The organism is Enterobacter sp. Li2LvB3 (assembly GCF_056156645.1).
The window spans coordinates 1-24,259 of sequence record NZ_JBSICG010000005.1 but is presented as its reverse complement, the minus strand read 5'-3'; the positions used below and the strand labels follow the sequence as shown (position 1 = coordinate 24,259).

Genomic DNA, 24,259 nt, shown 5'->3' with positions numbered 1-24,259 from the left:
GGAGAGGTTTAGTTAGAATCAACCGTTATGATTGCCGGAACATTTATTTGGAATATTTATGAACCTTAAGGGAAAACGCAGAAAGCTGTTACTGCTGCTGGCGGTGGTCGTGTTAGCGGGCGGATTCTGGTTGTGGCAGGTGCTGAATGCGCCCGTACCGCAATACCAGACGTTGATCGTACGCCCGGGTGAGCTGCAACAAAACGTACTGGCGACAGGCAAACTGGATGCGCTTCGCAAGGTTGATGTCGGGGCTCAGGTCAGTGGTCAGTTGAAAACCCTGTCGGCTGAAATTGGCGACAAGGTGAAGAAAGGTCAGTTGCTGGGGGTTATCGATCCTGAGCAGGCTGAAAACCAGATCCGTGAAGTGGAAGCCACGCTGATGGAGCTGCGCGCCCAGCGTAGCCAGGCGCAGGCGGAGCGTAATCTCGCGCAGGTGACGTTAACCCGTCAGCAGGCGCTGGCTAAAACACAGGCCATTTCGAAACAGGATCTGGATACCGCCACAACCGAGCTTGCGGTCAAACAGGCGCAGATTGGCACCATTGATGCACAAATCAAGCGTAATCAGGCCTCGCTGGATACGGCAAAAACCAACCTCGACTACACGAAAATCGTGGCGCCAATGGCCGGGGAAGTGACGCAAATCACCACCCTCCAGGGGCAAACGGTGATCGCTGCGCAACAGGCACCGAATATCCTGACGCTGGCGGACATGGGCACCATGCTGGTTAAAGCACAGGTATCCGAAGCGGATGTTATCCACCTTAAGCCGGGGCAAAATGCCTGGTTTACGGTGCTGGGTGACCCGCAAACCCGCTATGAAGGCGTGCTGAAAGACATCCTGCCAACGCCGGAAAAAGTGAACGACGCCATCTTCTACTATGCCCGCTTTGAAGTGCCAAACCCACAGGGTGTGCTGCGTCTGGACATGACCGCACAGGTGCACATTCAACTGACCGGGGTGAAAAACGTGCTCACTATTCCGTTGTCCGCCCTGGGAGAATCGGCAGGCGACAGTCGCTATAAAATCAAAGTGCTGCGCGCCGGTGAAACCCGTGAACGCGAGGTAATGATTGGCGCGCGCAATGATACCGATGTGGTGATTGCCAAAGGGCTGGAAGAGGGAGAAGAAGTGGTTATCAGCGAAAGCCATCCCGGAGCCGCTAAATGACGGCATTGCTGGAACTGAATAACATTCACCGTAGCTATCCATCAGGTGACGGGCCGGTTGACGTGTTAAAAGGGATTTCCCTGCGCGTGGAAGCGGGTGAGATGGTGGCGATTGTCGGGGCGTCTGGCTCTGGTAAATCCACGCTCATGAACATCCTCGGTTGTCTGGATAAACCTACCCGTGGCACGTATCGTGTGGCGGGGACGGATGTCTCCACGCTGGATGGCGATGCGCTGGCGAAACTTCGCCGCGAACACTTTGGGTTTATTTTCCAGCGCTATCATTTGCTTTCTCACCTGAGTGCGGCGCAGAACGTTGAAGTCCCGGCGGTGTATGCAGGCGTTGAGCGGAAAAAACGGCTGGAGCGCGCTCAGGGGCTGCTGACGCGTCTTGGACTGGCAGAGCGAGTGGATTACCAGCCATCGCAGCTTTCAGGCGGCCAGCAGCAGCGTGTGAGTATTGCACGCGCGCTGATGAACGGCGGACAGGTGATTCTGGCGGATGAGCCGACTGGCGCGCTCGACAGCCATTCCGGCGAAGAGGTGATGGCTATCCTTCATCAGCTGCGTGACCAGGGGCATACGGTCATTATCGTTACCCACGATCCGCTGGTGGCGGCACAGGCGGAACGGATCATTGAGATCCACGATGGCGAACTGGTCAGTAACCCGCCTCCGCACCCGTCAAGGGCGGCAGCGCCGAAAGAGGTCTTGCCTGCGTCAAGCGGCTGGGGGCAGTTCGCCAGCGGTTTTCGCGAAGCCCTGACAATGGCCTGGCTGGCGATGGCGGCTAACAAAATGCGGACATTGCTCACCATGCTCGGCATCATCATTGGGATCGCCTCGGTAGTGTCGATTGTGGTGGTGGGTGATGCGGCGAAGCAGATGGTGCTGGCGGATATCCGGGCGATAGGCACCAATACCATTGATGTCTATCCCGGCAAAGATTTTGGTGATGACGAGCCCCAGTATCAGCAGGCGCTGAAATACGATGACCTGATGGCTATCCAAAAACAGCCATGGGTTAACTCCGCCACGCCTGCGGTATCGCAAAATTTACGCCTGCGCTACGGCAATATCGATGTGGCGGCCAGTGCTAACGGCGTTAACGGTGACTATTTTAACGTGTACGGGATGACCTTCAGCGAAGGGGCAACCTTTAATGCGGAACAGTTGGCTGGCCGGGCGCAGGTGGTTGTGCTGGACGCCAACTCGCGCAGGCAGCTTTTCCCGGATAAAACGAATGTGGTGGGTGAAGTTATCCTGGTAGGAAACATGCCAGCCACGGTTATCGGTGTGGCGGAAGAGAAACAGTCGATGTTTGGCAGCAGCAAGATTTTGCGCGTCTGGCTGCCCTATACCACGATTTCCGGGCGGATCATGGGGCAGTCGTGGCTGAACTCCATCACTGTGCGCGTGAAGGAAGGCTATGACAGCGCGCTTGCCGAACAACAGCTTGAGCGTCTGCTGACGTTGCGCCACGGGAAGAAGGATTTCTTTACCTGGAATATGGATGGCCTGTTGAAAACGGCTGAAAAGACCACACATACTCTTCAGTTGTTCCTGACGCTGGTCGCGGTGATTTCGCTGGTTGTGGGTGGCATCGGGGTGATGAATATCATGCTGGTGTCGGTGACAGAGCGCACCCGCGAGATTGGTATTCGCATGGCGGTTGGGGCCAGGGCAAGCGATGTGCTGCAACAGTTTTTGATTGAAGCGGTGCTGGTGTGCCTGGTAGGTGGCGCGATGGGGATTGCCTTATCGATGATTATTGCCTTTACCTTAAAGCTCTTTTTACCCGGCTGGGAGATTGGCTTCTCGCCTGTGGCGATCCTCACCGCATTTTTGTGTTCGACCTTTACCGGTATCTTGTTTGGCTGGCTGCCTGCGCGCAATGCAGCGCGATTAGATCCGGTGGATGCGCTGGCGCGGGAATAGCCCGAAAATAAAAATGCCAGCCGATCGGGCTGGCATTTTGCCTGCGGGATGTACACAATGAAACAGAGGGCTACGCAACAACTTCCGCTTCGATGGGCACGATGACGCTGGCATGATTGCCCTTCGGCCCCTGGTGTACATCGAACCGAACCGATTGTCCGGCTTTGAGCGTTCTGTAACCATCCATCTGAATGGTGGAATAGTGAGCGAAGATATCCTCGCCGCCGCCTTCGGGGCAGATAAACCCAAACCCTTTGGCGTTGTTGAACCACTTAACAGTACCCATTTCCATGCTTCGACATCCTTCGTAAATCTTATAAATTAAGATGGAATGAACCGGTGGTGGAGTGGGGGCTGTTCAAAACCTCGCCATCTCACGCCTGTACAATTTAGATAAACGAAACAGGGCGTCAAGAGTTTGGCGCTGGAGTTGGGACAATAATCAACCAAAATTTGAAGCAGTTAACGCTATTGCAACAGTTTGTGACAGACATCGCGGATGACAGTAATAGATGATTGTTATCTAACATCTGAGGTAGATTCAAAGTGATTATGCAAAATGGGTAAGACGAACGACTGGCTGGATTTTGACCAGCTGGCGGAAGACAAAGTGCGTGACGCGCTAAAACCGCCATCCATGTACAAAGTAATGTTAATGAACGATGATTACACGCCGATGGAATTTGTTATTGACGTGCTACAAAAGTTCTTTTCTTATGATGTAGAACGTGCAACGCAACTGATGCTTACCGTTCATTATCGTGGCAAAGCTATCTGCGGCATCTTTACCGCCGAAGTAGCAGAAACCAAAGTAGCGATGGTGAACGACTACGCAAGGGAGAACGAGCATCCGTTGCTGTGTACGCTGGAAAAGGCCTGATAAGGCATAAAATTGGGGGAGGTGCCTATGCTCAATCAAGAACTGGAACTCAGTTTAAACATGGCTTTCGCCAGAGCGCGTGAGCACCGACATGAGTTTATGACCGTCGAGCATTTACTGCTCGCACTGCTTAGCAACCCATCCGCCCGCGAAGCGCTGGAAGCCTGCTCCGTGGATCTGGTGGCGCTACGTCAGGAACTCGAAGCCTTCATCGAACAAACCACACCGGTGCTGCCAGCCAGTGAAGAAGAGCGCGACACGCAGCCGACGCTCAGCTTCCAGCGGGTATTGCAGCGCGCGGTCTTCCACGTCCAGTCTTCCGGGCGTAGCGAAGTGACTGGTGCAAATGTGCTGGTTGCCATCTTTAGCGAGCAGGAGTCACAGGCTGCCTATCTGCTGCGCAAACACGAAGTCAGCCGACTCGACGTGGTTAACTTTATCTCTCACGGAACGCGAAAAGACGAGCCTAACCAGGCATCGGATTCCAGCAATCAGGTCAATAACAATGAAGAGCAAGCAGGCGGGGAGGATCGTATGGAAAACTTCACCACCAACCTTAACCAGCTTGCTCGCGTTGGCGGTATCGACCCGCTGATTGGCCGCGATAAAGAGCTGGAGCGCGCGATCCAGGTGCTGTGCCGTCGCCGCAAGAACAACCCGCTGCTGGTGGGTGAGTCTGGCGTGGGTAAAACTGCGATTGCCGAAGGGCTGGCCTGGCGTATTGTGCAGGGCGACGTGCCGGAAGTGATTGCCGATTGCACGATCTATTCGCTGGATATTGGTTCACTTCTGGCGGGCACCAAATACCGTGGTGATTTCGAAAAACGCTTCAAGGCGCTGTTAAAACAGCTGGAACAAGACACCAACAGCATTCTGTTTATCGATGAAATTCATACCATCATCGGTGCGGGTGCGGCCTCTGGTGGCCAGGTGGATGCCGCTAACCTGATCAAACCGCTGCTCTCCAGCGGCAAGATCCGCGTGATTGGCTCCACGACCTACCAGGAGTTCAGCAACATCTTTGAGAAAGACCGTGCGCTGGCGCGTCGCTTCCAGAAAATCGACGTGACTGAACCGTCCGTCGAGGAAACGGTGCAGATCATCAACGGCCTGAAACCGAAGTACGAAGCGCACCATGACGTGCGTTATACCGCGAAAGCGGTGCGTGCGGCGGTAGAGCTGGCGGTGAAATACATCAACGACCGTCATCTGCCTGATAAGGCAATTGACGTGATTGATGAGGCGGGTGCGCGCGCGCGCCTGATGCCAGCCAGCAAGCGTAAGAAAACCGTTAACGTGGCGGATATTGAGTCTGTGGTGGCCCGTATCGCGCGTATCCCTGAGAAGAGCGTTTCTCAGAGCGACCGCGACACGCTGCGTACGCTCGGCAATCGCCTGAAAATGCTGGTCTTTGGTCAGGATAAAGCCATTGAGGCCTTAACCGAGGCTATCAAGATGGCCCGTGCAGGGCTGGGGCATGAGCATAAACCTGTGGGTTCCTTCCTGTTCGCCGGCCCGACCGGTGTGGGGAAAACCGAGGTGACGGTTCAGCTCTCTAAAGCGCTGGGCATCGAATTGCTGCGTTTTGATATGTCCGAGTACATGGAACGTCACACTGTCAGCCGTCTGATTGGTGCGCCTCCGGGATATGTGGGCTTCGACCAGGGTGGCCTGCTAACCGATGCGGTTATTAAGCATCCACACGCGGTACTGCTGCTTGATGAAATCGAGAAAGCGCACCCTGACGTGTTCAACATCCTGTTGCAGGTGATGGACAACGGTACGCTGACCGATAACAACGGGCGCAAGGCGGACTTCCGCAACGTGGTGCTGGTGATGACCACCAACGCCGGGGTACGTGAAACCGAGCGTAAATCCATTGGGCTTATCCACCAGGATAACAGCACCGATGCGATGGAAGAGATCAAGAAGGTCTTTACGCCAGAATTCCGTAACCGTCTGGACAACATTATCTGGTTCGATCACCTGTCGACTGAGGTTATCCATCAGGTCGTGGATAAGTTTATCGTCGAGTTGCAGGTTCAGTTGGATCAGAAAGGCGTGTCGCTGGAAGTGAGCCAGGAGGCCCGCAACTGGCTGGCTGAGAAAGGCTACGACCGTGCGATGGGTGCGCGTCCAATGGCGCGTGTGATTCAGGACAACCTGAAGAAACCGCTGGCGAATGAGCTGCTGTTTGGTTCGCTGGTGGATGGCGGCCAGGTGACGGTGGCGCTTGATCAGGCGAAGAGCGAGCTGACGTACGATTTTCAGAGTGCGGCGAAGCATAAGCCTGAAGCGGCTCACTAAGTTAAACGTTGAGCTTAAAAACCGGGCATTTGCCCGGTTTTTTTATGCCTGCAAGGTAAAAGCAAAACGGCAACGGCGTTGTCGTTTTTAGTGTTTGTTCCCTCTCCCTGTGGGAGAGGGTTAGGGTGAGGGCATCAGGCCGCAGCTATTTTCAGCCGGACCAGGGTGTCGCTGTTAGCCCATATTTCATTGGAAATAATCCATCGCTGAAATTTTGCGAGGCGCTTTCCAGTTTCTCTCGAAGATGATTGCTGGATAAATCCACAGTAATAAAATGGCGGCGCACCTGCAAAATCAGGTGTCAGGATTGGCGTCCTGAAAGTGTGTGAGCAGTATTATTGCTGCGGGCTTCGTTCGCCCAATGGAAAAGGGTATCATTCTGCATCTGGCGGGCGAATCGGAAGCTTCTTTTGAAGCGCCAGTAGCACACACACTGGTACGCCAATTCCTTTTCGTCCGCCGCCAGCGAATCTGGCGTTTCCTGCGGTGGTAAATTCAATGTGTGTGAAGGAATTACCCAATGAATACAGAAAATAATTTCTCCCAACTCTACACCGAACTCTCTCTCAATCCCGATCTCCCAACGCTTGCTGAGCGTTGCAAACTGCTCACTGAAATCCTTCTGGACTGCAAATCACTTCCGCAGACGCAGCCTGTTTGTCGTTGTCTGGGGGCGTACCTCGAAGACGTTAAAACCGGGCTCGCAGAATCGATGCGTGATTTTCAGGTGGTGGAATTTGAGGCGGAGGAAGAACTGCCGGGAAAAAAAGAGTGGCTACTGGAAGATACAGAAACTAAGTGCGATTACTGCCGGGCTCTGAACTATGTACTGCTGATTTCGCATTTTGACCACGATATGTTGCCGCATCTGACGGGATTGCTGCATGACATGGCACATTCGATGGCCGGGGATTTAATCGCGCCATTGCAGCCCAGGATGACAATTCGTCTTCCCGTGCATTAACACTAAGTTCATTAAATAAAAAAGGCCGGGATTACCCGACCTTTTAAATATTCATCTGCCATTACAGGCGAAACTAATTAGCGACTACGGAAGACAATGCGGCCTTTGCTCAGGTCGTACGGGGTCAGTTCAACAGTCACTTTGTCGCCCGTTAAAATGCGGATGTAGTTTTTGCGCATTTTACCGGAGATGTGCGCAGTTACCACGTGACCGTTTTCCAGCTCTACGCGAAACATGGTATTAGGTAACGTATCAAGTACGGTACCCTGCATTTCAATATTGTCTTCTTTGGCCATCTAATCCTCTGGGGTATCACTACCAAGTTTTGAACCGGCAAGATAATGCCGAAATTCATCAATTAAGTAAAGAATTGCGCGTTTAAAACGCAGCAAAACAGTTTCGGCGCATTGCCCAAGCGTCACGGTACAACCGAACGAGAAACGCATTCGTAAAGGGGAGACAACAGGATAAACGTCAGGACGTTATCTGAAGCGAGGGTCCCAAACGGCGGCGGGGCAACAGGCAGAAGCTACTCTGCGGCGTAATTATAACACCCTCGTAAAAAATGTGCGGAAAACATTTAGGCATTGGGCAGAAAGAGCGTCCTTGGTACCCAGAAGTCGCGCGGGAGCTTCTCCTGCCGGTAAATATCCAGATGCTCAATGTAGTCGCGGCGGGCGATTTCAACGGCACCAAGTGAGGCGGTATGCTCATTAAGCACCTGGCAATCCAGCAGCTGTCCGCCGCGATTTGCAAACTCCTGGCAGAAAACCAGCAGCGCTGTTTTCGAGGCGTTTACCGCTCGGGAGAACATCGACTCGCCACAGAACAGTGTTCCTTGCGCCACACCGTACATACCGCCAACCAGCTCGCTTTTATCCCAGACTTCGATGGAATGCGCATAACCAAGCTCATGCAAACGGTGGTAAGCGGTGATGATATCCTGGGTGATCCATGTCCCTTCGTGACGATCGCTAGCGCATCCTTCAATGACCTGGCCAAAAGCATGGTTGAGAGTCACGCGATAAGGTGATTTAGCGTGAAACCGCTTCATGCTGCGGCTGAGGTGAAAATGGGCAGGCCAGAGCACGGCACGCGGGTCGGGCGACCACCACAAAATAGGATCGCCTGGGGAAAACCAGGGGAAGATCCCGCGCTGGTATGCCATCAAGAGTCGAGCAGGGCTGAGATCGCCGCCTAATGCCAGCAACCCGTTGGGCTCACGTAATGCGCCCTCCGGGGAAGGGAACGCGATATTATGACGAGAAAGCTGGACCAGGCGCATGACAGCAGAACTCCAATACGCGAGTTAGGATCGGTTCAAATATAGTCTACAGACGCTGTTTAAACTGGTAGTAGCGACCCTGTTTCGCTAACAGTTCTGCGTGACTACCTTGCTCAATAATGTGCCCGTTGTCCATCACAATTATCTGATCAAAACTCGCCAGTCCGCGCAGGCGGTGTGTCACCATAATCACCGTTTTACCGACCATTGCATTGGCCAGTAAATCAAGGATTTGACTCTCGGTCGTGGCGTCCAGCCCTTCAGTTGGTTCATCCAGCAGCATCAGCGGCGCATCGTGCAGCAACGCACGTGCAATCGCCAGTCGGCGTAACTCGCCACCGGAGAGCTGGCGACCACCTTCACCCAACCAGCTATTCAGGCCGTCATCTTCGAGCAGCTTGTGCAGCCCAACGCGTTCAAGCATTGCACTCAGCACGTCGTCACTGGCTTCGGGGGCTGCCAGACGCAAGTTCTCACGTAGCGTGGCACTGAACAGGTGCACGCGCTGTGGTACAACACTGACAGTCTTACGCAGGGCGTGCTCGCTTAATACGCGTAGTGGTACGTCGTTAAACAGAACGTTCCCGTGCTGCGGATCCCATGCGCGGGTTAACAGCTGTAACAGTGTCGATTTACCACAGCCTGTCCGCCCGAGCAGGGCGATACGTGAACCGGCAGAAACCGACAAATTAACGCCTTCCAGGGCGTTCTGCGCTTGTCCATCATAGGCAAAGGTGATTTCCTGGAGTTGAAGCGCAACCTGTGCCGGGACTGCGGTTTGTTGTGTCTGGAACTGCACTTCTGGCTCTTGTTCGGTAATTTGCGTGATACGTACCGCGGAAGCGATAACCTGCCCGAGATGCTGGAAAGCGCCAGTGACAGGGGCCAGTGCCTCAAATGCAGCCAGCGCACAGAAGACAAACAGTGCGATGAGCGCGCCAGGCTGCGTATTGCCACCCACACCGCCAGATGCCATCCACAGCATTGCCACGACGGCAAAACCACCAATGAGCATCATCAGCGCTTGCGAAAAGGCCGTCAGTTCAGATTGCCTGCGTTGGGCTTCATGCCAGTTTAGCTCTGTGCTTTCCATCCGGGCGCGATAGCGCTGGCTGGCACCAAAGATGGTGAGTTCAGCTTGTCCCTGTAACCATGATGTCAGCTGCTGGCGGTACTCGCCGCGCAGACGCGTCAGGTTTTCTCCGGTTGGCTTTCCTGCGCGGTAAAACAGCGGCGGCAGCAGGAACAGCGTCAGCAGCATAATGCCGCCCAGCGTCAGGGCGATAGGGGCATCGAGCGTACAAAGCCCAAGAGTGACCACCACAATCACCACAAATGCCCCCACCAGCGGGGAAATCACGCGCAGATAAAGGTGATCCAGGGTATCGACATCCGCGACCACGCGGTTGAGCAATTCACCCTGGCGAAAACGCGCCAGCCCGGCAGGGGAGAGGGGCAATAATTTGCTGAAGGTGTAAACACGCAGATGCTGAAGCACACGGAATGTCGCATCGTGGCTGACCAGACGCTCAAAATAACGTCCGGCAGTGCGGGTAATCGCCGCACCGCGAACGCCCGCAGCCGGCAGCATATAGTTAAAGCTGTACAGCCCGGCAACACCCACAACAGCAGAGGCCGACAGGAACCAGCCGGAAAGCGTGAGCAGCCCGATACTGGCAAGCAATGTCACAATCGCCAGAACAATCCCGAGCGTCAGCATCCATTTGTGGCGTTTATACAGGGCAAGATAGGGGAGCAGGGCGCGCATCAGATATCCTCCTGACGGTTAGCCAGCAGGGTGGCAAATGGCCCCTGCGCAGCAACGAGAGAGGCGTAATCGCCTTGCTCGACAATATGACCATTCTCCATGACCCAAATCTGATCCCAGTCGGTGATACCTTCCAGCTGGTGTGTGACCATGAGTGTGGTTTGTTGCAATGAGGCTGCGTTCAGGGCCTGCATCACCCGTTGTTCGCTGTGCGCATCAAGGCTGGCTGCGGGTTCATCCAGCAGCATTAACTGACATGGATTAAGCAGGGCGCGGGCAAGGGCAACACGCTGGGCCTGACCAACGGATAAGCCAGCTGCCTGGTCGCCCACCACAGTATCAACACCTTGCGCAAGCAAAGGCAGAAACTCACTGACCCAGGCACGGTCAAGAACCGATTGCAGCTCATCTTCACGCGCATCAGGGCGTGCAAGTAGCACGTTCTCACGCAGCGTGGCGGCAGGTAATTGCGGATTCTGCCCCACCCAACTGAGTTGTTTACGCCATGCATCAGGGTCAAGCTCGCGCAGTTCGGCATGATTAATACGCAGCGAGCCGGTATAGGCCATAAAACCTGATAACGCATTCAGCAGTGAGCTTTTACCTGAACCGCTGGTTCCAACCAAAACAACGCGTTGACCCGCAGAAAGCGTAAAGTTCAGCGGTCCGGCCAGCACTTTGCCTTCCGGCGAGAGAACCGAGAAATCGACCGCTTCAACGGTAACTGGCTCTTTGCTGTTCAGCGTGATTTCACCGCGCTCCGGGTGAGCAAGCGGCGTTTCAAGGAAGGTTTTCAGGCTATCAGCGGCACCCACGGCCTGCGCTTTGGCATGATAGAAAGTGCCAAGATCGCGAAGCGGCTGGAAAAATTCAGGCGCCAGGATCAGGGCAAGAAAACCAGCAGAGAGGGTAACGCCAGTGCCGTAATGGCCAAAATCGAGTTCGCCAAGATAGGAGAAACCAAAGTACACCGCCACCACCGCAATCGACAGGGAGGTGAAGAATTCGAGTACGCCAGACGACAGAAACGCCAGACGCAATACTTCCATTGTCCGCTGACGGAAATCCTGCGACGCCACACGGATATTTTCGGTTTCGGCTTCACCGCGGCCAAAAATACGCAATGTCTCCATTCCGCGCAGGCGGTCCAGGAAATGGCCGCTTAAACGGCCAAGCGCCAGGAAGTTGCGGCGGTTAGCATCTGCCGCGCCCATCCCCACCATCGCCATAAACAGCGGAATAAGCGGAGCGGTACAGAGCAGAATAAGGGCGGCTACCCAGTTAGACGGGAAAATGGTGGCCACAATCAACAGCGGCACGCATACGGCCAGCGCCATCTGTGGAATATAGCGTGCGTAATAGTCGTGCATATCGTCAATCTGCTCAAGGATAAGCGTCGCCCAGCTTCCGGCGGGCTTGCCCTGTATCCAGGCGGGACCCGCTTGCTGGAGCCTGTCGAGCACCTGGCGGCGAATTTCGAAGCGTATATGCTGTCCGGCGTGGAACCCGACACGTTCACGCAGCCAGACCACCCAGGCGCGCAGAACAAAGATCAGGACTAATACGATAAAGGGCATCAGAAGCGCTTCGCGCGGGATGTTCTCCATGATCATATGATTGAGAATGCGGGCCAGCAGCCATGCCTGGGCAACAATCAACAGACCGCTGATAAGTCCCAGCAGACGGGAAATATTCAGCCAGCGGCGGGAAATAACGCTTTGCTTTTTAAGCCAGCGAGTTAACTCTTGTTGACGGGTTTTTTCCATTGCGTACTTTGCAGGTGACGTTATTAGAAATTGGGCACGGCAATGTTACAACGGAGAGACAATAAAGGCGACTTATCGCCGCCTTTATTTACGTTTGTTACTGACTTGTAAAGATTATTTACCTGTTTCAGCCAGCCCATCAAGGTAACGTTCAGCGTCCAGCGCGGCCATACAGCCGGTGCCAGCAGAGGTGATCGCCTGACGGTAAATATGGTCCATCACGTCACCCGCAGCGAAGACGCCTGGGATGCTGGTCTGGGTCGCGTTACCGTGAATACCGGACTGCACTTTGATGTAGCCGTTTTCCAGCTCCAGCTGACCGTCAAAGATAGCGGTATTCGGGCTATGGCCGATAGCCACAAACAGGCCCGCCACTTCCAGTGATTCCACGTGGTCGGTGTTCTGCGTATCGCGGATGCGCAGGCCAGCAACGCCCATCTGATCGCCCGTCACTTCTTCCAGAGTACGATTGGTGTGCAGCACGATATTGCCGCTCGCCACTTTATCCATCAGACGTTTAATCAGGATCTTCTCTGCGCGGAAGGTGTCGCGGCGATGGATCAAATGCACTTCAGAGGCGATGTTCGCCAGATACAGCGCTTCTTCTACTGCGGTGTTACCGCCACCGATAACCGCGACTTTCTGGTTACGGTAGAAGAAACCGTCACAGGTTGCGCAGGCAGAAACGCCACGGCCTTTGAAGGCTTCTTCAGATGGCAGTCCGAGGTAACGCGCCGATGCACCGGTCGCGATAATCAGCGCATCGCAGGTGTACTCACCGTTGTCGCCTGTCAGGCGGAACGGACGGTTTTGCAGGTCAACCTTGTTGATGTGATCGAACAGAATTTCGGTTTCGAATTTGGTCGCATGTTCGTGCATACGCTCCATCAGCAGCGGCCCGGTCAGGTCGTTCGGGTCGCCTGGCCAGTTTTCTACTTCAGTCGTGGTGGTCAACTGACCGCCTTTTTCCATACCGGTAATCAACACCGGTTGCAGGTTAGCGCGCGCAGCATAGACCGCCGCGGTATATCCCGCAGGTCCAGAACCAAGAATTAGCAGCTTACTGTGTTTGGCCGTGCCCATGAGATCCCCATTGTTGTTGGCAGACATTTGTCAGGATTGTAGGGAATTTGTTGCCGTAAAAAAAGAGCGCAGCAATTTTGATATCGATATGTGCAATAGACACTGGCGATGGATTGAGCGCTATAACATAACGCTTTCTACTAAAAACCGGTTGTTTATAAGGCAATAAAATGAGGATTAATGGTCAGTCGTTATGAATATCCGGCATGTTGTACTAAAAATCGATGTTTTGCTTTGACAATCCCCTGCGCTTTTGCGAAAACATTGAAGGAAGAAAAAAACCGCGTTAACAGTGTGTCGCATAGACATGCACGTAAATGCCATTTTTACCGGGTCAGTGAAATCTACGCATGGTGTGGACAGACGCCATACGTGATGTCGGTGGCGGCCATTTCAGGCACCGGTCTTCTTACCGTAGAACCCGAATCCGCATCGCGTATATTACATAATCAGGCGATGTGATGAATAACGGGTACAGGCTCTGAACAGTGATGTGCACAGGGTCCAGGCAGGAGTAGGGAAGGAATACAGAGAGACAATAATAATGGTAGATAGCAAGAAGCGCCCTGGCAAAGACCTCGACCGTATCGATCGTAACATTCTTAATGAATTGCAAAAGGATGGGCGTATTTCCAACGTCGAGCTTTCAAAACGTGTGGGACTTTCCCCGACGCCGTGCCTTGAGCGTGTGCGCCGACTGGAAAGACAGGGTTTTATTCAGGGCTATACGGCTCTGCTGAACCCGCATTATCTGGATGCCTCACTTCTGGTATTTGTTGAGATTACTCTGAATCGTGGTGCGCCGGATGTGTTTGAGCAATTTAACTCCGCTGTACAAAAACTTGAAGAAATTCAAGAGTGTCACTTGGTTTCCGGTGATTTCGACTACCTGTTGAAAACCCGTGTGCCAGACATGTCCGCCTACCGTAAGCTGCTGGGTGAAACCCTGCTGCGTCTGCCAGGCGTGAACGACACCCGTACCTATGTGGTGATGGAAGAGGTCAAACAGAGCAATCGTCTGGTTATTAAGACGCGCTAACACGGAACAGGTGCAAAATCAGCGTAGTTTGATTACACTCCTGTTAATCCATACAGCAACAGTGCCGGGGATACCCGGCGCTGTTGTCCGTTTTAGCAAACAGGCAGGACATGCCTGATACCTGGAGAGCCTTTCTTGAGCCAGGAATATACTGAAGACAAAGAAGTCACACTATCGAAGCTAAGCAGCGGACGTCGACTCCTTGAGGCGTTGCTGATTGTTATTGCCCTTTTTGCCGTCTGGCTGATGGCAGCCTTACTCAGTTTCAACCCCTCAGATCCGAGCTGGTCGCAAACCGCATGGCATGAGCCTATCCATAATTTAGGTGGCACGCCCGGCGCCTGGCTTGCGGACACCCTGTTTTTCATCTTCGGTGTCATGGCCTATACCATCCCGGTGATCATCATCGGTGGCTGCTGGTTTGCCTGGCGTCATCGTCAGAACGACGAATACATCGATTATTTCGCGGTTTCGCTGCGCCTGATTGGTGCTCTGGCACTGATCCTGACCTCCTGCGGGTTGTCGGCGATTCATGCCGACGATATCTGGTATTTCGCTTCCGGTGGAGTGATTGGCAGTTTGCTGAGCACCGCGCTGCAACCGATGCTGCATAGCAGTGGAGGCACCATTACGCTGCTCTGTATCTGGGCTGCGGGATTAACTCTGTTTACCGGTTGGTCATGGGTGAGCATTGCCGAAAAACTCGGCAGTCTGATCCTTACTATTTTGACGTTTGCCAGCAACCGTACTCGTCGTGATGATACGTGGGTAGATGAAGACGAATACGAATACGAAGATGAGGACGAAGAGGATACCGCTTCAGCTCCGCATCGCGAATCTCGCCGCGCGCGTATTCTGCGTGGCGCGCTGGCGCGCCGCAAACGTGTGGCAGAAAAATTTGCTAATCCGTTAGGACGCAAAACAGATGCTGCGCTCTTCTCCGGCAAACGCATGGATGACGACGAGCAGGTTGAATACCGTGCTGCGGGTGCCCACGTTGACCCTGATGATGTGCTCTTCTCTGGCAGCCGCGCCACTCCAGGTGATTACGACGAATACGACCCGTTGTTAAATGGTCATTCTGTTAGCGAACCTGTCGCGGCGGCAGCTGCGGCAACGACAGCCGCTCAGGCCTATGCTGCGCCTGTTGAGGCAGTCATGCCTTCCGCGCCGGTGTATGAGCCAGAGCCTCTTACCCAGCAACCTGCGGTTGAGTGGCAAGACGCGCCTGCTATCCCTGCACATCAGCCGGTTATTGCCCCTGAACCGCAAAGCTATGCGCCAGCACAGCCGCAGGAACAGTGGCAGCAGCCATACCAGCCGGAACCGGAATACGCGCCGCAGCCGTACGCGGAGTATGAAGCGCCGGTGTCTCAGCCTTATCAGGACTGTGCCCCGGTTGCGGTTGAGCCTGCTCAGCCTGACGCTGAACCGCAAGTTGAAGTGGAAGAGGTCAAACCGACTCGCCCACCAATGTACTATTTTGAAGAAGTTGAAGAACGCCGAGCGCGTGAGCGCGAACAGCTGGCTGCCTGGTATCAGCCCGTACCGGAACCGAAGCAAGAACCTGTGACCAGGGCTCCTTCCGTTACTGTTCCGCTAGTTGACCCAACACCTGTTGTTGCGCCAGTGGCGGAAAGTGTGAAGCACACTACCGCGGCGGCGGCAGTTGCTTCGCCTGTCTTTAGCCTTGCATCTGGTGGCGCGCCGCGTCCACAGGTGAAAGAGGGTATTGGCCCGCAGCTTCCTCGTCCTAATCGCGTGCGTGTTCCTACCCGCCGTGAGCTGGCGTCCTATGGCATCAAATTACCTTCTCAGCGTATGGCTGAGGAGAAAGCGCGTGAATCTGAGTACGAAGATGACGCCGATGAGATGCAGCAGGATGAGCTGGGGCGTCAGTTTGCCGCACAACAGCAGCAGCGTTATGGCGAAGAGTATCAACATGAAGCCCGCCCGACTCATGTTCATGAAGAAGATGAAGACGACGTTGCCGAAGCAGAGTTAGCGCGCCAGTTTGCTGCCACTCAGCAGCAGCGCTATTCCGGTGAGCAGCCTACGGGAGCGAATCCGTTCTCGTTATCTGACTTCGAATTCTCGCCAATGAAAGATTTGGTTGATGATGGCCCGAGCGAACCTTTATTCACCCCAGGTGTGATGCCTGAAACCCAAACTGCGCACCAGCAGCCTGCACCTGCGCCGCACGTGCAGCAGCCAGCGCCACAGGCTTATGCGCAGCCGCAACAGCCTCAGCACGCGCCGCAGTTCCAGCAGCCACCGGCACAGCCGAAGGAAAGCCTGATTCACCCGCTGCTGATGCGCAATGGTGATAGCCGTCCGCTGCAACGCCCAAGTACGCCGCTGCCGTCGCTGGATCTGTTAACGCCACCTCCGTCAGAAGTTGAACCGGTGGATACCTTTGCACTGGAGCAGATGGCGCGTCTTGTGGAAGCGCGTCTGGCTGATTTCCGCATTAAGGCGGACGTGGTGAATTATTCCCCAGGTCCGGTTATTACCCGTTTCGAACTGAACCTGGCGCCAGGTGTTAAAGCCGCGAGAATTTCTAACCTGTCCCGTGACCTGGCTCGCTCGTTGTCGACCGTTGCGGTGCGTGTGGTGGAAGTTATCCCGGGTAAACCTTATGTCGGCCTGGAACTGCCAAATAAGAAACGCCAGACCGTCTATCTGCGTGAAGTGTTGGATAACGCCAAGTTCCGCGAGAATCCATCGCCGTTGAGTGTGGTGCTGGGCAAAGACATCGCAGGCGATCCTGTGGTGGCCGACCTCGCAAAAATGCCACACCTGCTGGTTGCGGGTACGACGGGCTCGGGTAAGTCGGTCGGTGTGAACGCCATGATCCTGAGTATGCTCTACAAAGCGCAGCCGGAAGATGTGCGTTTCATCATGATCGACCCGAAAATGCTGGAACTCTCTGTTTATGAAGGTATCCCGCATCTGCTGACTGAAGTGGTCACCGACATGAAAGACGCTGCTAACGCCCTGCGCTGGAGCGTTAATGAGATGGAGCGTCGCTATAAGTTAATGTCGGCACTGGGCGTACGTAACCTGGCCGGTTATAACGACAAGATCGCGGAAGCAGTTCGTATGGGGCGCCCAATTCCGGATCCTTACTGGAAGCCGGGTGACAGTATGGATGCCCAGCATCCGGTGCTGGAAAAACTGCCTTATATTGTCGTGCTGGTAGACGAATTCGCTGACCTGATGATGACCGTCGGCAAGAAAGTCGAAGAGCTGATTGCCCGTCTGGCACAGAAAGCACGTGCGGCCGGTATTCACCTTGTACTGGCAACGCAGCGTCCATCCGTGGACGTCATCACCGGTCTGATTAAAGCTAACATCCCTACGCGTATCGCGTTTACCGTATCGAGTAAAATTGACTCGCGTACCATCCTCGACCAGGGCGGCGCAGAGTCGCTTTTGGGTATGGGTGATATGCTGTATTCAGGCCCGAACTCCACCTCTCCGGTGCGTGTCCACGGTGCATTCGTCCGCGATGAGGAAGTTCACGCGGTCGTTCAGGACTGGAAAGCGCGTGGTCGCCCACAGTACGTGGATGGTATTACCTCTGACACTGAAAGCGAAGGTGGTGGCGGTGGCTTTGACGGTGGCGAAGAGCTGGATCCGTTATTCGATCAGGCGGTTAACTTCGTGACTGAGAAACGTAAAGCGTCCATTTCTGGGGTACAGCGTCAGTTCCGTATTGGCTACAACCGCGCAGCCCGAATCATCGAGCAGATGGAAGCACAGGGCATCGTGAGCGAGCAGGGCCATAACGGTAACCGTGAGGTGCTGGCTCCGCCGCCGTTTGATTGACCCTTCACCGATTGCAAAGAAGGGTAAATCAGCAAAAATTAAGCATTTTCTTCTGTCGCCTGCCTGCGGGCAGGTTCACAATAGATGACAGAACCCCATATCGGGATGACGTATTTTAAGGAATAACAATGAAAAAATTCGCAATCGCCTGTGCATTACTGACCAGTTTTGTTGCCAGCAGCGTCTGGGCTGATGCAGCCAGCGACCTTAAAAGCCGACTGGATAAAGTGAGCAGCTTCCACGCCAGCTTCACCCAAAAAGTGACTGACGGCAGCGGTAATGCGGTGCAGGAAGGTCAGGGGGATTTGTGGGTAAAACGCCCGAATCTGTTTAACTGGCACATGACGCAGCCGGATGAAAGCATTCTGGTGTCAGACGGTAAAACCTTGTGGTTTTTCAACCCGTTTGTTGAGCAGGCAACTGCGACCTGGCTGAAAGATGCCACCAGTAATACCCCGTTTATGCTGATTGCACGTAACCAGTCCAGTGACTGGCAGCAGTACAACATTAAACAGAATGGTGATGAGTTTGTTCTGACGCCGAAAGGCAGCAACGGTAACCTGAAACAGTTCACCATTAACGTAAGCACCAACGGAACCATTAATCAGTTTGGTGCGGTTGAGCAGGACGATCAGCGTAGCAGCTACCAGCTCAAATCCCAGCAAAACGGCGCTGTCGATGCATCGAAATTCACCTTTACCCCGCCGCAGGGCGTAACGGTGGACGACCAACGCAATAAGTAAGAGGCGTGAGTGAGCAACCTGTCGCTCGATTTTTCAGATAATGCGTTTCAACCTCTGGCCGCCCGTATGCGGCCAGAAAATTTAGCGCAGTACATCGGTCAACAGCATCTGTTGGCTGCGGGTAAGCCGTTGCCGCGTGCCATCGAAGCAGGGCATCTGCACTCCATGATCCTGTGGGGGCCACCAGGTACGGGTAAAACGACACTCGCAGAAGTGATCGCCCGCTATGCGAACGCTGATGTTGAACGCATTTCCGCAGTGACCTCCGGCGTGAAGGAGATCCGCGAAGCTATCGAGCGTGCAAGGCAGAACCGCAATGCTGGACGCCGCACTATCCTCTTTGTCGATGAAGTCCACCGTTTCAATAAGAGCCAGCAGGATGCGTTCCTGCCGCACATTGAAGATGGCACCATTTTCTTTATTGGCGCGACGACCGAAAACCCCTCCTTTGAACTGAACTCGGCACTGCTTTCCCGTGCACGTGTTTATCTGCTCAAATCGCTGACAACTGACGATATCGAAAAGGTTCTCACTCAGGCGATGGAGGACAAGGCACGTGGTTATGGCGGGCAGGATATCGTGCTGCCAGACGAGACGCGGCTTGCGATCGCGGAGCTGGTCAATGGGGATGCGCGCCGTGCCTTAAATACGCTGGAAATGATGGCTGATATGGCCGAAGTGGATGATTCCGGTAAGCGTGTACTGAAACATGAACTGCTCACCGAAATTGCCGGTGAACGCAGTGCGCGTTTCGATAACAAAGGTGATCGTTTTTACGATCTGATCTCGGCCCTGCACAAGTCGGTGCGAGGCAGCGCACCGGATGCAGCGCTGTACTGGTATGCACGGATCATTAGCGCCGGTGGCGATCCACTGTATGTTGCTCGCCGCTGCCTGGCTATTGCATCGGAAGATGTCGGTAATGCCGATCCCCGCGCGATGCAGGTTGCGATTTCAGCCTGGGATTGCTTTACCCGCGTGGGGCCTGCGGAAGGGGAGCGCGCAATCGCGCAGGCGATTGTTTACCTGGCCTGCGCGCCGAAAAGTAATGCCGTCTATACCGCGTTTAAAGCGGCGATGGCGGATGCGCGTGAACGCCCGGACTATGATGTGCCGGTTCATCTGCGCAACGCGCCGACCAAACTGATGAAAGAGATGGGTTACGGGCAGGAGTACCGATATGCCCACGACGAACCCAATGCCTATGCCGCCGGAGAGGAATATTTTCCGCAGGAGATGGCACAAACCCGCTATTATCACCCCACAAACAGAGGTCTTGAAGGCAAGATTGGCGAAAAGCTCGCCTGGCTCGCCGGACAGGATCAAAATAGCCCTATAAAACGCTACCGTTAGTTCAATCGTTGCGGTAATGTTGGCGTAGTATCCTTGTGGCCGCAGGCTGTGGTCACATTTTCCTATTTTAATTCGATAAGCACAGGATAAGCATGCTCGATCCCAATCTGCTGCGTAATGAGCCAGACGCAGTCGCTGAAAAACTGGCACGCCGGGGCTTTAAGCTGGATGTAGATAAGCTGCGCGCTCTTGAAGAGCGTCGTAAAGTTCTGCAGGTACAAACTGAAAATCTGCAGGCAGAGCGTAACTCTCGATCGAAATCCATCGGCCAGGCGAAAGCACGCGGGGAAGACATTGAGCCATTACGCCTGGAAGTAAACAAACTGGGTGAAGAGCTGGATCAGGCTAAAGCTGATCTGGACGTTCTTCAGACCGAGATCCGTGATATCGCGCTGGCGATCCCGAACATTCCTGACGACAGCGTACCTGTCGGCAAAGACGAAAACGACAACGTCGAAGTGAAACGCTGGGGTACACCTCGCGAGTTCGACTTCGAGGTTCGCGATCACGTCACTCTGGGTGAAATGCACGCAGGCCTGGACTTTGCAGCCGCAGTTAAGCTGACGGGTTCTCGCTTTGTTGTGATGAAGGGACAGATTGCTCACCTGCACCGTGCGCTGGCGCAGTTCATGCTGGATCTGCACACTGAGCAGCACGGCTACAGCGAAACCTACGTACCGTATCTGGTCAACCACGATACGCTGTACGGTACCGGCCAGCTGCCGAAATTTGCCGGCGATCTGTTCCACACTCGCCCTCTGGACGAAGAAGCAGACAGCAGCAACTACGCGCTGATCCCGACCGCTGAAGTGCCGCTGACCAACCTCGTGCGTGATGAGATCATCGACGAAGACGACCTGCCAATTAAACTGACAGCACACTCTCCGTGCTTCCGTTCTGAAGCAGGTTCTTACGGTCGTGATACCCGTGGTCTGATCCGTATGCACCAGTTCGACAAAGTTGAGATGGTGCAGATCGTACGTCCTGAAGAGTCCATGGACGCGCTGGAAGAAATGACTGGCCACGCTGAGAAAGTGCTGGAGTTGCTGGGGCTGCCGTACCGTCGTATGGCGCTGTGTACGGGTGATATGGGCTTTGGTGCCTGCAAAACCTTCGACCTGGAAGTCTGGGTTCCTGCACAGAACACCTACCGTGAGATCTCATCGTGCTCTAACGTCTGGGATTTCCAGGCTCGCCGTATGCAGGCTCGCTGCCGCAGCAAATCAGACAAGAAAACCCGTCTGGTCCATACCCTGAACGGCTCTGGCCTGGCTGTGGGTCGTACCCTGGTTGCCGTGCTGGAAAACTACCAGCAGGCTGATGGTCGTATTGAGATCCCGGAAGTGCTGCGTCCGTATATGAAAGGCCAGCAGTACATCGGCTAATTTGTCTTAAATTAAGAAAGCGCCTAAGGGCGCTTTTTTTATGCCCCTGCTTTGACGCGAAACAATAACGCCTCCCTCTAAAGTAGTAATACTCCTCCAAATGAAAGTCAGCATAAAAAACTAATAACGGAGAAATTCGTTATAAATATCACTACATAGCGATTTTTACCGTATCTCTTTTATTTGTGAGCAACCAAAGTGAGTCTTTATGAAAATCAAAGCGCCTGATGCTTTACTGGCTGCCGAGGTCACTCGCCGTGGGTTGATGAAAACCACGGCAATAGGCGGTCTGGCTGTTGCCAGCAGTGCGTTAACTCTGCCTTTTTCTCGTATGGTGTCGGCAGCGGATGCGCTGTCCCCGGCATCAGCCCCGGAAAAAATGGTGTGGAGCGCCTGTACTGTTAACTGTGGTAGCCGTTGTCCGCTGCGGATGCATGTGGTGGATGGCGAAATCAAATATGTCGAAACAGATAACACCGGCGACGATAACTATGACGGGTTACATCAGGTTCGCGCCTGTTTACGTGGCCGCTCAATGCGCCGCCGCGTCTATAACCCGGATCGCCTCAAGTACCCGATGAAACGCGTGGGAAAACGCGGGGAAGGAAAGTTCGAGCGCATTAGCTGGGACGAAGCCTACGACATCATCGCGACCAACATGCAGCGTTTGATTAAAGAGTTCGGTAACGAATCTATCTACCTGAACTACGGTACAGGTACGCTCGGCGGCACCATGACCCGCTCTTGGCCGCCAGGAAAAACGCTGGTTGCACGCCTGATGAACTGCTGCGGCGGTTATCTCAATCACTACGGCGACTACTCTTCCGCGCAGATCGCGGCAGGGCTGAATTACACTTACGGTGGCTGGGCAGATGGCAACAGTCCGTCTGATATCGAAAACAGCAAACTTGTGGTGCTGTTCGGTAACAACCCGGGTGAAACCCGCATGAGCGGCGGCGGGGTGACGTACTATCTTGAGCAGGCTCGTGCTAAATCTAATGCCCGCATGATCATCGTCGATCCGCGTTACACCGATACCGGTGCCGGACGTGAAGATGAGTGGATCCCTATCCGTCCGGGTACCGATGCCGCACTGGTAAGCGCGCTGGCATGGGTGATGATCACTGAAAACCTCGTTGATCAGCCTTTCCTTGATAAATATTGCGTCGGTTACGACGAGAAAACCCTGCCAGCCAGTGCCCCTGCTAACGGGCATTACAAAGCGTATATCCTTGGCCAGGGTAGTGACGGCGTGGCAAAAACGCCTCTGTGGGCATCCACGATCACCGGTATTCCGGTAGAACGTATTGTTCAGCTGGCGCGTGAAATTGGTTCGGCGAAACCGGCTTATATCAGCCAGGGCTGGGGGCCGCAGCGTCATGCGAACGGTGAAATCGCCACCCGTGCCATTTCAATGCTCTCTATTCTGACGGGCAACGTAGGTATCAATGGGGGTAACACGGGCGCGCGCGAAGGCTCTTATGAAGTGCCATTTGAACGTATGCCGACCCTGGACAACCCGGTACAGACCAGTATTTCCATGTTTATGTGGACCGATGCGATTGAACGCGGCCCGGAAATGACGGCATTGCGCGACGGTGTGCGCGGTAAAGATAAACTGGATGTCCCGATTAAGATGATCTGGAACTATGCTGGTAACTGTCTGATTAACCAGCATTCTGAGATCAACCGTACTCATGAGATCCTTCAGGATGATAAGAAGTGCGAGATGATTGTGGTCATCGACTGCCACATGACCTCGTCGGCGAAATATGCCGATATCATTCTGCCGGATTGCACCGCATCAGAGCAGATGGACTTCGCGCTGGATGCCTCCTGCGGCAACATGTCCTACGTTATCTTTACCGATCAGGCGATTAAACCGCGTTTCGAGTGCAAAACCATCTATCAGATGACGTCTGAACTGGCGAAGCGTCTTGGCGTTGAGCAGCAGTTCACCGAAGGGCGTACTCAGGAAGGATGGATGCGTCATCTGCATGAACTTTCACGCAAAGCAATCCCTGATCTACCGGACTTTGATACCTTCCGTCAGCAGGGTATGTACAAGCAGCGCGACCCGGAAGGGCATCATGTTGCTTATAAGGCATTCCGCGACGATCCTCATGCCAATCCGCTGACCACCCCATCGGGCAAAATCGAAATCTACTCTGAAGAACTGGCAAAAATTGCATCCAGCTGGGAGCTGCCGGAAGGGGATGTTATTGATCCACTGCCAATTTATACGCCAGGTTTCGAAAACTACAACGATCCGCTGACCGCGAAATTCCCGTTGCAGTTGACGGGCTTCCATTACAAAGCGCGGGTTCACTCGACTTACGGCAACGTTGATGTACTGAAAGCATCCTGTCGTCAGGAAATGTGGATCAACCCGATGGATGCGAAAGCGCGCGGCATTTCAAACGGCGATCGCGTGCGTATCTTTAACGGTCGTGGCGAAGTGCATATCGAAGCCAAAGTTACACCGCGTATGATGCCTGGCGTTGTCGCGTTGGGGGAAGGGGCCTGGTACAACCCGGATGCAAATCGCATCGACCAGGCTGGCAGTATTAACGTACTGACCACGCAGCGTCCATCGCCGCTGGCGAAGGGTAATCCGTCCCACACAAACCTTGTTCAGGTTGAAAAGGTGTAAGGAGTAACCGATGACAACCCAGTATGGATTTTATATTGATTCCAGCCGCTGCACCGGTTGCAAGACCTGCGAACTGGCCTGTAAGGATTAC

General features: G+C 54.1%; 19 protein-coding genes. 13 read left to right on the top strand and 6 right to left on the bottom strand.

Annotated features, from left to right (window positions below; all coding sequences use genetic code 11):
* Positions 1 to 58: 58 nt before the first annotated feature.
* Both macA and macB read left to right on the top strand, forming a co-directional pair.
* Positions 59 to 1,174, top strand: coding sequence for a macrolide transporter subunit MacA (macA, locus tag ACS603_RS05630; RefSeq protein WP_474943900.1), 1,116 nt, complete (start codon positions 59 to 61; stop codon positions 1,172 to 1,174).
* Positions 1,171 to 3,111: a macrolide ABC transporter ATP-binding protein/permease MacB gene (macB, locus tag ACS603_RS05625; protein WP_182060209.1), complete on the top strand. Its 1,941-nt coding sequence runs from the start codon at positions 1,171 to 1,173 to the stop codon at positions 3,109 to 3,111. The genes macA and macB overlap by 4 nt, the downstream gene beginning before the upstream one ends.
* 70 nt (positions 3,112 to 3,181) lie before the next feature.
* On the opposite strand, the gene cspD is transcribed toward macB, so the two are convergent.
* Complete coding sequence (gene cspD / locus ACS603_RS05620) at positions 3,182 to 3,403, bottom strand: cold shock-like protein CspD (protein WP_014069558.1); 222 nt, start codon at positions 3,401 to 3,403, stop codon at positions 3,182 to 3,184.
* Positions 3,404 to 3,670: 267 nt separating this feature from the next.
* Between cspD and clpS the strand changes: the two genes are divergently transcribed.
* The 4 genes from clpS (at position 3,671) to ACS603_RS05600 (ending at position 7,262) form a co-directional block, all read left to right on the top strand.
* A complete protein-coding gene (gene clpS / locus ACS603_RS05615; protein WP_006174393.1) occupies positions 3,671 to 3,991 on the top strand; it encodes an ATP-dependent Clp protease adapter ClpS in 321 nt (106 codons plus the stop codon).
* 27 nt (positions 3,992 to 4,018) lie between these two features.
* Complete coding sequence (gene clpA / locus ACS603_RS05610) at positions 4,019 to 6,298, top strand: ATP-dependent Clp protease ATP-binding subunit ClpA (protein WP_182060210.1); 2,280 nt, start codon at positions 4,019 to 4,021, stop codon at positions 6,296 to 6,298.
* Between the two features lie 325 nt (positions 6,299 to 6,623).
* The gene (locus ACS603_RS05605) at positions 6,624 to 6,791 is read left to right on the top strand and encodes a hypothetical protein (protein ID WP_315688232.1); all 168 of its coding nucleotides are present in this window, start codon (positions 6,624 to 6,626) and stop codon (positions 6,789 to 6,791) included.
* Positions 6,792 to 6,818: 27 nt separating this feature from the next.
* Positions 6,819 to 7,262, top strand: coding sequence for a hypothetical protein (locus ACS603_RS05600; protein WP_474943899.1), 444 nt, complete (start codon positions 6,819 to 6,821; stop codon positions 7,260 to 7,262).
* 77 nt (positions 7,263 to 7,339) lie between these two features.
* On the opposite strand, the gene infA is transcribed toward ACS603_RS05600, so the two are convergent.
* The 5 genes from infA to trxB form a co-directional block, all read right to left on the bottom strand.
* Positions 7,340 to 7,558 (bottom strand): translation initiation factor IF-1, encoded by a 219-nt coding sequence (infA, locus tag ACS603_RS05595; RefSeq protein ID WP_002211347.1) that lies wholly within the window; start codon positions 7,556 to 7,558, stop codon positions 7,340 to 7,342.
* A 284-nt stretch (positions 7,559 to 7,842) separates the two neighbouring features.
* A complete protein-coding gene (gene aat / locus ACS603_RS05590; protein WP_182060219.1) occupies positions 7,843 to 8,547 on the bottom strand; it encodes a leucyl/phenylalanyl-tRNA--protein transferase in 705 nt (234 codons plus the stop codon).
* Positions 8,548 to 8,593: 46 nt separating this feature from the next.
* Entirely contained in the window at positions 8,594 to 10,315 is a 1,722-nt protein-coding gene (gene cydC / locus ACS603_RS05585; RefSeq protein WP_474943898.1) for a heme ABC transporter ATP-binding protein/permease CydC, read from the bottom strand.
* Positions 10,315 to 12,081 carry a heme ABC transporter permease/ATP-binding protein CydD gene (gene cydD / locus ACS603_RS05580; RefSeq protein ID WP_182060221.1) on the bottom strand — a complete coding sequence of 589 codons (1,767 nt, stop codon included), beginning with the start codon at positions 12,079 to 12,081 and terminating at the stop codon, positions 10,315 to 10,317. The genes cydC and cydD overlap by 1 nt, the downstream gene beginning before the upstream one ends.
* Before the next feature lie 114 nt (positions 12,082 to 12,195).
* The gene (gene trxB / locus ACS603_RS05575) at positions 12,196 to 13,164 is read right to left on the bottom strand and encodes a thioredoxin-disulfide reductase (RefSeq protein ID WP_182063540.1); all 969 of its coding nucleotides are present in this window, start codon (positions 13,162 to 13,164) and stop codon (positions 12,196 to 12,198) included.
* Positions 13,165 to 13,708: 544 nt separating this feature from the next.
* On the opposite strand from trxB, the gene lrp reads away from it, so the two are divergent.
* The 7 genes from lrp to ACS603_RS05540 form a co-directional block, all read left to right on the top strand.
* On the top strand, positions 13,709 to 14,203 hold the full coding sequence (gene lrp / locus ACS603_RS05570) for a leucine-responsive transcriptional regulator Lrp (RefSeq protein ID WP_002439523.1): 495 nt from the start codon (positions 13,709 to 13,711) through the stop codon (positions 14,201 to 14,203).
* A gap of 135 nt (positions 14,204 to 14,338) precedes the next feature.
* On the top strand, positions 14,339 to 18,034 hold the full coding sequence (locus ACS603_RS05565) for a DNA translocase FtsK 4TM domain-containing protein (protein WP_474943897.1): 3,696 nt from the start codon (positions 14,339 to 14,341) through the stop codon (positions 18,032 to 18,034).
* 128 nt (positions 18,035 to 18,162) lie between these two features.
* Complete coding sequence (gene lolA / locus ACS603_RS05560; RefSeq protein WP_014069567.1) at positions 18,163 to 18,777, top strand: outer membrane lipoprotein periplasmic chaperone LolA; 615 nt, start codon at positions 18,163 to 18,165, stop codon at positions 18,775 to 18,777.
* A 9-nt stretch (positions 18,778 to 18,786) separates the two neighbouring features.
* Positions 18,787 to 20,130, top strand: a complete 1,344-nt coding sequence (gene rarA / locus ACS603_RS05555; protein WP_315688235.1) for a replication-associated recombination protein RarA — start codon at positions 18,787 to 18,789, stop codon at positions 20,128 to 20,130.
* A gap of 92 nt (positions 20,131 to 20,222) precedes the next feature.
* Positions 20,223 to 21,515: a serine--tRNA ligase gene (gene serS, locus ACS603_RS05550; protein WP_182060224.1), complete on the top strand. Its 1,293-nt coding sequence runs from the start codon at positions 20,223 to 20,225 to the stop codon at positions 21,513 to 21,515.
* A gap of 208 nt (positions 21,516 to 21,723) precedes the next feature.
* Complete coding sequence (dmsA, locus tag ACS603_RS05545) at positions 21,724 to 24,168, top strand: dimethylsulfoxide reductase subunit A (RefSeq protein ID WP_182060225.1); 2,445 nt, start codon at positions 21,724 to 21,726, stop codon at positions 24,166 to 24,168.
* A 10-nt stretch (positions 24,169 to 24,178) separates the two neighbouring features.
* Positions 24,179 to 24,259 (top strand): 4Fe-4S binding protein (locus tag ACS603_RS05540; RefSeq protein ID WP_474943979.1); only part of this gene is annotated, 81 nt, incomplete at its 3' end.

What these genes read in the sequence shown, in the direction of transcription:
- infA (WP_002211347.1), bottom strand. Translation starts at nt 7,558, where the DNA reads ATGGCCAAAGAAGACAATATTGAAATGCAGGGTACCGTACTTGATACG.
- cspD (WP_014069558.1), bottom strand. Translation starts at nt 3,403, where the DNA reads ATGGAAATGGGTACTGTTAAGTGGTTCAACAACGCCAAAGGGTTTGGG.
- aat (WP_182060219.1), bottom strand. Translation starts at nt 8,547, where the DNA reads ATGCGCCTGGTCCAGCTTTCTCGTCATAATATCGCGTTCCCTTCCCCG.
- clpA (WP_182060210.1), top strand. Translation starts at nt 4,019, where the DNA reads ATGCTCAATCAAGAACTGGAACTCAGTTTAAACATGGCTTTCGCCAGA.
- serS (WP_182060224.1), top strand. Translation starts at nt 20,223, where the DNA reads ATGCTCGATCCCAATCTGCTGCGTAATGAGCCAGACGCAGTCGCTGAA.
- lolA (WP_014069567.1), top strand. Translation starts at nt 18,163, where the DNA reads ATGAAAAAATTCGCAATCGCCTGTGCATTACTGACCAGTTTTGTTGCC.
- trxB (WP_182063540.1), bottom strand. Translation starts at nt 13,164, where the DNA reads ATGGGCACGGCCAAACACAGTAAGCTGCTAATTCTTGGTTCTGGACCT.
- cydC (WP_474943898.1), bottom strand. Translation starts at nt 10,315, where the DNA reads ATGCGCGCCCTGCTCCCCTATCTTGCCCTGTATAAACGCCACAAATGG.
- lrp (WP_002439523.1), top strand. Translation starts at nt 13,709, where the DNA reads ATGGTAGATAGCAAGAAGCGCCCTGGCAAAGACCTCGACCGTATCGAT.
- macB (WP_182060209.1), top strand. Translation starts at nt 1,171, where the DNA reads ATGACGGCATTGCTGGAACTGAATAACATTCACCGTAGCTATCCATCA.
- ACS603_RS05600 (WP_474943899.1), top strand. Translation starts at nt 6,819, where the DNA reads ATGAATACAGAAAATAATTTCTCCCAACTCTACACCGAACTCTCTCTC.
- dmsA (WP_182060225.1), top strand. Translation starts at nt 21,724, where the DNA reads ATGAAAATCAAAGCGCCTGATGCTTTACTGGCTGCCGAGGTCACTCGC.
- clpS (WP_006174393.1), top strand. Translation starts at nt 3,671, where the DNA reads ATGGGTAAGACGAACGACTGGCTGGATTTTGACCAGCTGGCGGAAGAC.
- cydD (WP_182060221.1), bottom strand. Translation starts at nt 12,081, where the DNA reads ATGGAAAAAACCCGTCAACAAGAGTTAACTCGCTGGCTTAAAAAGCAA.
- macA (WP_474943900.1), top strand. Translation starts at nt 59, where the DNA reads ATGAACCTTAAGGGAAAACGCAGAAAGCTGTTACTGCTGCTGGCGGTG.